We start from the raw sequence: 9,272 nt of genomic DNA on the forward strand, positions 1-9,272 counted from the left end.
CACTTTAAAGGGGGAGGCTCAGATCGGACATGTGAGTCCTGCGCGGCGCAATCGTTGCACATTGCTGATCCTGGCCTCTGCCAGGCCCACCGCCCCTCCGTCAAGCATGGCTTGTGCGATAGTGGGCCGCCCGCATACGGCCTTGGTGACGGCCGTCACGCTGATCCCACGCGGCTTTAACCGGTCAACCAAGCACCGCGTATTCAGTCGAATTTTGTCCAGATCAACCTCTACGCGAGGTGTCGTCATATCGCAGCCGCAGGCGCACCTTTGAACAGGCCGGGATAGGCATCAACCAACATGGCAAGCAGATGTGGTTTCGGGCGGCTCAAGGCATCGGTAACAGGCAGCCCCAAGTGGTGTGACTGCGTCGTGATGAAAGTGCTGATTTCATCTTCGGACATTCCCTCATGATTGAGCGTCATGCCAATGACTTTGGTATTTGAAAAGGCTTCGATCAATGCGATTTCACTCGCAGGGCTCGGCATTGGCATATCTGGAAAATCACATCGATGCGCGCGCTTTGGCGCGTGTTGCAGAATGACGGCGTCCGGTTGACTGCCGCGCAGGATAAAGGCGGAGGTGCAAAAGGCCGGATGGCTGAGCGCCCCTTGACCTTCAATCAGGATGACGTCGGGTTGTTCTGCCTCTGAAGCCGCTAGAATTGCCCCCTCCAGCTCACCACAGCAGAACTGAGGCGGGACGGCATCTATAGCGACCCCATATTTTGCCCCCTGCATCAGCCCTGTTTGACCGGTGCCAACCAGCACGGTTTTGATACCTTTGGCGTTCAGAGCCCGCGCCAGAACAGTCGCCGTTGTCCGCTTGCCTATGGCGCAATCTGTTCCCAGCACCGCAATGCGAAGAGCATGTACATTTGCAACGCTACCGTCAAACAACCGCATTTCCTTGCTGGGTTTGGGTTTACGGATGTCACGTATGGTGACCTTGTGTTTCGAAGCAACGGCGGCAATCTCGGCGTCGTCACTTAAAAACTCGTGCAAACCGCTCACGATGTTCATGCCGAGCGCCAGTGCCGCCAGAACAACACTGCGATCCATGGATGAGAGTTTTCCTGTCGACGGCGCCAGGCCATATATCAAGGTATCCGGGATGGAGGCTTCATGAACAACCGCGTCCTCCAGAGAGGCATAAATAGGTATGTCATTGGCGGCACCATCCAGAATCAAACCGCTGTCTTTGCCATCATGCGCGCTGTCGACAACGGACAAGATGCGATAGGCTTGTGAATGCCGAATGAGCCCGTTGGCCGTCTTGCCGTCAATCTTTGCGAAGTTTCCTTCGCAGTAGATAATTGCCGTTGGTATCGTGACGTGATGAGCGTTGAAGTTAGATTGATTGCGTTCAAATTCACTCAAAGGGCGTGTTTGCATGCCATTTATCAGGCGGCGAACGGTATTTTTCGTACTCTCTTCGTTCTTCATGAAATTTCCTTTTCGATGACCCGCACTGAATGCAGTTGGCCCCTTGCTGGGGTGTTGGTTCCAAAGCTGCCGTGCCATGGGCTCAGTTGTTGAGAACGCACAAGCTTCGTGATTTCTGGAAATTCTTGTCGCATTCCCAGCGGTTTCCCGACCTGTCCAGATGGGCATTGTCGGGAATATCTATTGGCTCACAGCTCTGGCCAGAGGCTGCATATCCGCGATCGCACTTCCAGCCTGCGCCATAGGAGGCATCGTCAAAATAGGCATGATCAGGGACAATGACGGCTTCACAGCGGCCCGATTGTTCAAGAAAACCCCGTTCGCATGTCCATGGCTGGCCGAAGCTTGATCCGTTCAGATAGGCGTTTTCTGGAACCACGATGGGAACACATTCCTCGCCTTTTGCTTCAAAGCCGCGGTCGCAAATCCACAAAGCTCCGCTCGATGCATCTGCCAGGTAGGAGTGTTCGGGGAGGATGATGGTCTGGCAGGTTGCGTCAACTTTGACACGGCCGCGCAAACACCGCCATCGTTCGCCCGATGGATCCAGATATCCTCCCGCCGGAACCTCGACAGCGACACAGTTTGCCTCGCCGGTTTTGCGAAACCCCCGAAGACAGTCCCAGCCCGGCCCATATGTGCGGTTGGTACTATAGGCGTTGTCGGGCACAGTCACTTCAAAGCAGGTTTTTCCGCTCTGACGATATCCGACATCGCACTCCCACCCATCGCCGTAGCTCTTGGCGCTGGCATTCTCGGGGATTGGCTGGATTGTGTTTTGGGCGCGCGCTGTCAGTGCAGACAGAAAGACTGCAAGAATTGCCCCGAGCACCAGCAGCATGAACGAGGCCCCTCCTGGCGATAGGCGCTCAGTCCGGGAAAATGGAGGCAGTTTTGCTTGCAGCCGTGAATTACGATCCATCCAACTCAAGTCCTGCAAGACAGGCGTCCGCAAGATCGCGGTTTGGAGCATCAGTGCCTGGCAGCGTGGCCCAACCCGTGTCCATCATGGCCTTGCGTCGCGTATAACCCGCAGAATCCTTGAGTACCGCAAGTTTTGCGCTGCGCTCTGTGTCGGCTTCTGACCTATTCAAACAGACAGGAACCATTGCCAGTGTTACTTCATCAGCGGCAAAGTTTTCAGCCATCTTCTGTGCGTTGCCGCCGGTGGTCCAGCCACCCCAGTTAAAGCCCAGAATTGAGACCGAAAATGCGCCGATCAAGACACCATAAATGCCCGGTTTCATCCAATTTGGAAATGTCATTGTTGTTCCTCTGACGGAGAAAGCGCCGCCTCACTATCCATATTTCGGTTTGCAATGGCTCGATCATGTGCCAGCGCAATTTCTATGTCGCGATGATCGACGAGACGCAGGTCAGGGCCTCCCGGATCCCACTTTTTCAAAAGAGAGGTCGCAATACGGCGGTAAGCTGCAACGCTGAGGCTCTGCAGCAATTCGTCTTCGGCGAAAACTTCGTAGTCGCCCGCCGACAATTCCTCTGGGTGTCAAGCGACCACAAACGGATGAAGGAATGTCACAGGTGATGTGGTCGTGCGCGATCACATCGGCAGCTTTCCCAAACATCAAGCCCTTGCGAACAGGCGCGACAATCAAGTTTTTACATGGAGGAGTGCGGTTCACTTGTACGGCGTTGCGCCGAAACGGAAGGCAACCGAAAACTATGCAGGTTCTACATAGCCGCCGCGCCCCGAAATTGCAATGATTCAAATTTACCTGCCCGCAAGGGGAGCTCTATTGTCTGCGGAAATTCTGTCTATTTGGGTCCGCAATCCAGCTCAGTTGGGGCGCGAACTCTCTGATACACTGTATCGCCAGCATTGGATTGACCGCACAGGATTGACCGCCGAGAGGGGCATGACGCCATCCACAACGCCTGCCGGAGCGGCGGCAAAAGTTTCTTGGCGAACGGAGCAAAGGCTGCCTAAATGCGGTCAGAGACCGGAGCGCAAACGCGACAAGAGCGCGACAAGACATAGGTGCGACGTGTTGAATTTCGAGAAACAGCTTTTTGAGGGTCCCAAATGTCCACTACCGCCAATCTTCTGAGCTTGTCCCTGGCTATTGCGCTCGGCATCGCACAGACCAGCCCGGTTTTGGCGCAGGGCGACAGCAGCGAGCCCTGGACGCGGGCCTCAACCCGCGAGGTGCCCTATCCGCCCTACGGGCTAGAGATCGGCAGCGGCTGGAATTCCTTTCTCGGCCAGCGGGTGCCTGCGACCTGTGTCGATGTCATGGAAGTCGGGATTCCAAAAAGCGAGTTTTCGGTAGACTACGAATTTGTTCAGGACACCTATGCCTTTGCGAAATCCAGCAGCAGTGCAGGCAGCGGCAGCTTCAAGGGGTTTGGGTTCAAAGCCAGCGTTTCGGCCTCCGGCACCAGCCAGACCAGGGTCAACCGTGATTTCCTGTCGGCGCTGTTTCGCGCGGAATTCAACTTTGGCAGCACGCAAGCGGTACCGATGCAGCGCTTTCTTGCGCTCTTGCCCACGGGCGGGGACCCCAAACGCGATGCGGTCCGTTTGGGCCGGGCCATTCGCCTGACGGAAGAGGCCCGCGCCCTGGTCGACGCAGGCGACGTCGGGCGGTTCCTGCAGACCTGCGGGGATGCCTTTGTTCTGGCTGTGCATCGTGGGGTGCGGGTGAATGTGCTGGCGACATATTCGGGCAGCTCGCAATCGGACAAGCAGACCTTTGCCGCCAGTGTCTCCGCCAAAGGGTTTGGCGGAGCAGCCAGTTTTGCGTCCTCGGGCGAGGAAACAAATTCCGCCAGCACGAAAAATGCCGCGTTTCAGGTCTATCAGGAAGGCGGCATAGAGCCCCTGGTCGTCCCGGGCGAAATCAACGCGACCTATGATCTGGCGACGGCGCTGGACGTCAGCCGGATGCTGGAGGGGCAAAGCTCATTTTCGGCAACCGTGATGCCCTACGCCAACCTCATCGATTTCGCCGGCAAAACCGATCTGGTCGCGGCTTTGACTTTGTTTGACCGGCTGGATGATCAGCGCGCCCTCTTCTACTTTCTCGGCGACCTCGAGGCGATCCTGGCGGAAATAGACCGAGCGGATATCATCGCACAGCCTGACGCCGAACGGATCTATTCCCCCTTGCATGTCAAGGCGATGCTGCCGGTCCGATCCGTGGCGAGCACGCGGTTTCAGGTGTTTCGCTTGCTGCGTATATTGGGCAGTTCGATTGACGCCTGCTACACGACGCGCGGAACCTGCGACCCGCAGGTGATTGAAATATCCGAGGCGGAACAGAGCAGCATTCAGGCCCGGTTGACAGCTGCAGCGCAATGGCTGACCGATGAGCGGGCCGCAATTACGGCAGAGATTGCGGACCGGCAAGCGGCCCTGTCCGGATTTGTTGCATTTGGCGAGGAGGGTGTTGCAGAGCGTATTCTCGAGGATCTGTGGTCCGGAACGTCGGCCGAGGATATCTTGAACACCTATCAAAACGACTTCGTCCTGCGGCTGTCCGCGTCCAATGTGGTGGACCGTCTGAGCGCGCAGCCCAATAGCGATCTTGCAAAAAGCCTCGTCGCGCCGAGTGTTCCCGGGCAACCCTCATTGCCGCCTCAGGTGGAAATCGACCTGCCGCGCGTCTGGAATCCTGGCGCGAACGGCATTGATATGTCTGCATTTTCAGAGTTCGCACTGGTGCCTGAGATGGAAAACGAAATCCGGACGGTGTTGAATTCCCAGGTTGACGCATTGCGCGATGCATTGGAAAGCAGCCGCGAAAAGCTGCGGGAGCTGCGTGAATCCGCAGAAATCAGCCTGCGGGATTTCGAGACATATTTCGCGCCCCTGGTCGATATGAGCGCGCCCCATAGCTCCGATTGCTCCGCCGACACAAGCCGCCGCTTTGGTGATTACGGGTTTGCGCCGAAAGCGGCTGTTCTGGAAACATCGGATGACGCCCGTCTCCTCGCCGCGATCAAAATACTCAGCTCGGCTCAGCCCTGCGCCACGATTGCGATCGGCGAGTGGGCCGGGGCCCTGTATCAACTGGCGGCGGCAACGCCCTTGACCAAAGATCAACTGAACCTTGCCGAACTGACCTCCTCGTCGCAATGGGGCACGGCCGCAGAAAACTCTGATCCAGACGTGATCGAGCGCCGACGCGACTCCCTGATCGAGCATATCCGTTGGAAAACCTACGCCGAACGTCTTTACCCGCTGCGTGAGAGCCTGTGCCAGACCTCAATCGCAGAGGCCTATTGCATCGACAATCAGAGCCTGCGCTGGCTGTCCGGTCAGGTCGATCTGGCCATTGATGACGCCTGGCTGCTGGCCCCGGAAGCGGTCACCCCGCCCCCCAGAACAGAACCCCCGCGCAGCGGCCTCATCAGTTCCGGCTGCCCGCGCCAAATCGAACCGGGCGGGCGCTATGTTCCCTGGGCGTGCCAATGAAGACACTGTCGTGGCCTGAGCTGAGGCGGGTTGCGATCTCGGTGCTGGCTATTTTGGCGATGGTTTTGGCGATGAGCGAGCCGGCCTCGGCGCAATCCGGCAGCCCGCGGCCCTGGTATCTCAATGTGCGGAGTTTTTGCGAAAAACATATCCCGATGACCAATGGGCCGGACAATCCCTATTGGGAACGGGTCTTGCCCCATGTCAGAGCGAGCGCGCTAGGCATAAAGCGCGTGGGCGTCATGGCCCGGACACAATGGGGCACCTCGGTCTCCGTCGTCATGACGGTGCCGCCGCAAATCATGCGCGACATCGCAGCCAGGGGAGACGCCGCATTTCCGGGCGACAGCACAGAGATGTCGCCCGTCCAAAAGCGGACTATCGAGACAAGGGCAAGGCTGCAGGCGCAGGCTCTGATCCAGACCAAAAGCAACCTCAAAAGCATGGCGCTCTTTGCCGGAGCCGGATTGCTCACCCTGTCGGGTGTTCCGGCCGCAGGGGTTCAGGCCTTTGGCACCTTGAAGAAACTATACAAAGGCGCAACCCTCGTCGGGGCCATTGTGGCGGTGGATCAGTCAACACAATACACCGGGCCCATTCCGCAAAATACGCAGCGAACAACCATAGACCCGCGCCGTTTGGCGCAGTTCTTTTACGGCCCCGCGCGCTTGCAAAGAACCTTTTCAATTGTGACAGATGCCGAACACCCCTCTCAGAAATGGTTTATGACCCAAGTCAGTATTCTGGCAGCCGATGTCACCAAACGACCGGTCCTAATTCCCTTTTTCTCCTGCCACTACCCCATAAAGTCCTAAGGGGGGTCACCATCCCTCTGAACGCCGAGGTGAACGGTATGAAGGGGGCAAAACGGCGGGCGTTGAGGTCTGATTGGGCGTGTGATTGGGCGTGTCGAGGCGAGCCAGGGGGAGCCCAAGGGGAAAGGGCGGACACGCCGCGCGCGGCATTCGGTCAAGTCCTACTTGTCGTGGTGAGGTCATTTCGTGCATGACACTGCAATCAATCGCAGAAGGAAAACGCGACAATGGATTATGGAAAATCAGGCGCCCCCAAGGCGGGCAAGAACAGGCTGCGTCACAGCGAGCACAATGCCAAGGGCTCCGCGAAGAACCCGTTCGGGCAGCGCCCCGCAAAAGCCGACCTCCTCGCGCGTCTGAAGGCGACGGCCCAAAAGACCAAACCGGAAGGAACACCGGAGCCATAGGGACCGGAAAACAGTCCGACCATTGATGTCACGGGGACGCTCAGGTCGCGGCAGGTCACGGCAGGCGCGCCACCTGTCGCGTCACCTGTCACTGGTCCCGTTTCGCGATCCAGTCATGATCGGGATGGTTTTTGAAGCGCCAGTTCCGGCGCGGGCCTGCCATGACGTTGAGGTAGTACATCTCGTAGCCGTAGGGCGCACCGCAGGGATGGTGCCCTCTGGGGACCAGCGTCACGTCGTGGCTGGAAACCGACATGGTTTCATCCAATGCGCCATCTTCGGTCCAGACGCGCTGATGACCATAGCCCTGCTCCGGGTTCAGCCGGTGATAATAGGTCTCCTCCAGATAGGTCATATTGGGAAAATCATCCTCGTCATGGCGGTGCGGAGGATAGGAGGACCAGTGCCCGGACGGGGTGAAGACCTCTGTGACCAGCAGACTGTCGGCCACATCGCGGTCTTCCATGGCGATATTGTTGATGTAGCGGGTATTGGTGCCCTTGCCGCGTTCGGTCAGGGTGATGCCCTCCGGGCCCAGCCTTTGCGCCTTGTGGCCCGAGCGGCCCGGCGCGCTGCAGACGGCCAGCGTGCAGTCAGTCGTCGCCACCGCCTGCCAGTCGCTGTCGTTGGGCACATAGAGACAGTGGGGCGAGGTCTTTTCAAAGACGTTCATCCGCGCGCCCATCTCGCCAAAATCCTGCTCCGCAGCCCGCAGTTCCGCCTTCCCTTCGACCAGCACAAGGATGACTTCGCGGTCGCCGGTTGCCTCGGCTGCGGTCTGCCCCGCGGTCAGCCGGTAGAGGCCAAAGCCCACATAGCCCCAGTCCGGGCTTTTCGCGCCTCGGGCGCTCTGGACGGTGATGTCATGCACCTTGCCGGTGGTGCCGATGGGGCGTCTCAAGAGATCTGACATGCTGTTTCCTCCTTGCAGAACGACAAAAGCTCAGGCGATCAGCCCGGCATCACGGGCGAGGGTTTTCAGGGTCCGCAGCCCAAGCGACTGATAGTCAAACGGGTTGCGCGCGTCCGGGTCCTGCTCTGCTTCGATCACGATCCAGCCGTCATAGCCATGCCCCGCCAGCACCGCAAGGCAGCTCGCGAAGTCCACGGCGCCTTCGGGATCACCGGGCACCGTGAAGACGCCGCGCCGGACCCCTTCGAGAAAGCTCAGATGCTGTGCCCGAACCTCGGCCTTGACCGCCCGGCGGACGTTCTTGGCGTGGAAATGGCCAACCCGGTCGATATATTTCGCCAGATAGGGCGCGGGATCGGCACCGTTGGAGCCAAAATAGAAATGGCCCGCGTCAAACAGCAGCCGCGTTTGCGGCCCCGTCACCTCCATGAAGCGGTCGATTTCGGCCGGGGTTTCGACCACGGTGCCCATGTGGTGATGATAGACCATCGGCAGGCCTTCGGTGGCGCAATGGGCTGCGACGGCCTCGACCTTGGCACCGAATTCGGTCCATTGCTCGGGCGACAGGGAGGGGCTGTCGTGCAGCGGGGCAGAATCATTGCCGTGGATGGCGTTGGAGGTCTCGCAGGCGATGCAGACGCTACAGCCCATCGCCTTCAGCCGGTCCAGATGCGGCTGGATCATCGCGATCTCCTCCTCGACGGAGCGCGTCAGCAGGTTGAGCGAATACCAGGCCGAAATGAACGCCAACCCATGCGGCGCCAGCACAGCCTTCAGCTCATCCGCATGCCACGGCATCTTGTGGCCGTTCTCGATCCCGTCAAAGCCGATCTGGCCCGCCTCTGACAGGCATTGGTCCAAGGTGATATGCGCGCCAAGCGTCTGGTCATCATCGTTGGACCAGGCAATGGGGTTGGTTCCGAAGCGGATCATGGAACATGTCCTGTAGTTGAGAGGGTTGGTGTATCTTTTGGGCAGACGGGCCGCAGCCTGTCACAGAGTGTTCGGGAGCGACGGGCCTCAGCCCGTCACGGGGTGTTCGAGGGGTGACGGGCCTCAGCCCGTCACGGGGTGTTCGAGGGGCGACGGGCCTCAGCCCGTCACAGGGTATTCGGGGGCGACGGGCCTCAGCCCGTCACGGGGTGTTCGAGGGGTGACGGGCCTCAGCCCGTCACCCGGGCACGCAGCTGCGCCTCATAGGCTTTGCGTTTCTCGCGGACCTCGTCGCGCTCTGACACCTCGGGCACTGCGACA

The 9,272-nt window shown here is 59.0% G+C and carries 10 protein-coding genes; 3 read left to right on the forward strand and 7 right to left on the reverse strand.

What is annotated here, in order from left to right:
• Positions 1-18: 18 nt before the first annotated feature.
• From FGE21_RS18600 to FGE21_RS18620, 5 genes are all read right to left on the reverse strand, one after another.
• Positions 19-249: an alanine racemase gene (locus tag FGE21_RS18600; protein ID WP_139664913.1), complete on the reverse strand. Its 231-nt coding sequence runs from the start codon at positions 247-249 to the stop codon at positions 19-21.
• Complete coding sequence (locus FGE21_RS18605; RefSeq protein ID WP_139664914.1) at positions 246-1,445, reverse strand: DUF1611 domain-containing protein; 1,200 nt, start codon at positions 1,443-1,445, stop codon at positions 246-248. The genes FGE21_RS18600 and FGE21_RS18605 overlap by 4 nt, the downstream gene beginning before the upstream one ends.
• A gap of 82 nt (positions 1,446-1,527) precedes the next feature.
• A complete protein-coding gene (locus FGE21_RS18610; RefSeq protein WP_139664915.1) occupies positions 1,528-2,286 on the reverse strand; it encodes a hypothetical protein in 759 nt (252 codons plus the stop codon).
• Between the two features lie 70 nt (positions 2,287-2,356).
• Positions 2,357-2,710, reverse strand: coding sequence for a hypothetical protein (locus FGE21_RS18615; protein WP_139664916.1), 354 nt, complete (start codon positions 2,708-2,710; stop codon positions 2,357-2,359).
• The gene (locus tag FGE21_RS18620; RefSeq protein WP_139664917.1) at positions 2,707-2,940 is read right to left on the reverse strand and encodes a hypothetical protein; all 234 of its coding nucleotides are present in this window, start codon (positions 2,938-2,940) and stop codon (positions 2,707-2,709) included. Before FGE21_RS18620 ends, FGE21_RS18615 begins: the two co-directional genes overlap by 4 nt.
• 549 nt (positions 2,941-3,489) lie before the next feature.
• On the opposite strand from FGE21_RS18620, the gene FGE21_RS18625 reads away from it, so the two are divergent.
• The 3 genes from FGE21_RS18625 (at position 3,490) to FGE21_RS18635 (ending at position 7,105) form a co-directional block, all read left to right on the forward strand.
• A complete protein-coding gene (locus FGE21_RS18625) occupies positions 3,490-5,883 on the forward strand; it encodes a hypothetical protein (RefSeq protein ID WP_139664918.1) in 2,394 nt (797 codons plus the stop codon).
• On the forward strand, positions 5,880-6,698 hold the full coding sequence (locus FGE21_RS18630; protein ID WP_139664919.1) for a hypothetical protein: 819 nt from the start codon (positions 5,880-5,882) through the stop codon (positions 6,696-6,698). The genes FGE21_RS18625 and FGE21_RS18630 overlap by 4 nt, the downstream gene beginning before the upstream one ends.
• A gap of 227 nt (positions 6,699-6,925) precedes the next feature.
• Positions 6,926-7,105, forward strand: coding sequence for a hypothetical protein (locus tag FGE21_RS18635; protein WP_139664920.1), 180 nt, complete (start codon positions 6,926-6,928; stop codon positions 7,103-7,105).
• 88 nt (positions 7,106-7,193) lie between these two features.
• Here FGE21_RS18635 and iolB read toward each other — a convergent pair whose 3' ends face one another.
• Positions 7,194-8,018: a 5-deoxy-glucuronate isomerase gene (gene iolB, locus FGE21_RS18640; protein WP_139664921.1), complete on the reverse strand. Its 825-nt coding sequence runs from the start codon at positions 8,016-8,018 to the stop codon at positions 7,194-7,196.
• A 30-nt stretch (positions 8,019-8,048) separates the two neighbouring features.
• Entirely contained in the window at positions 8,049-8,951 is a 903-nt protein-coding gene (iolE, locus tag FGE21_RS18645; RefSeq protein WP_139664922.1) for a myo-inosose-2 dehydratase, read from the reverse strand.
• Between the last annotated feature and the right edge of the window lie 321 nt (positions 8,952-9,272).

It is taken from the genome of Phaeobacter sp. B1627, assembly GCF_006265095.1.
Taxonomy (GTDB): domain Bacteria; phylum Pseudomonadota; class Alphaproteobacteria; order Rhodobacterales; family Rhodobacteraceae; genus Epibacterium.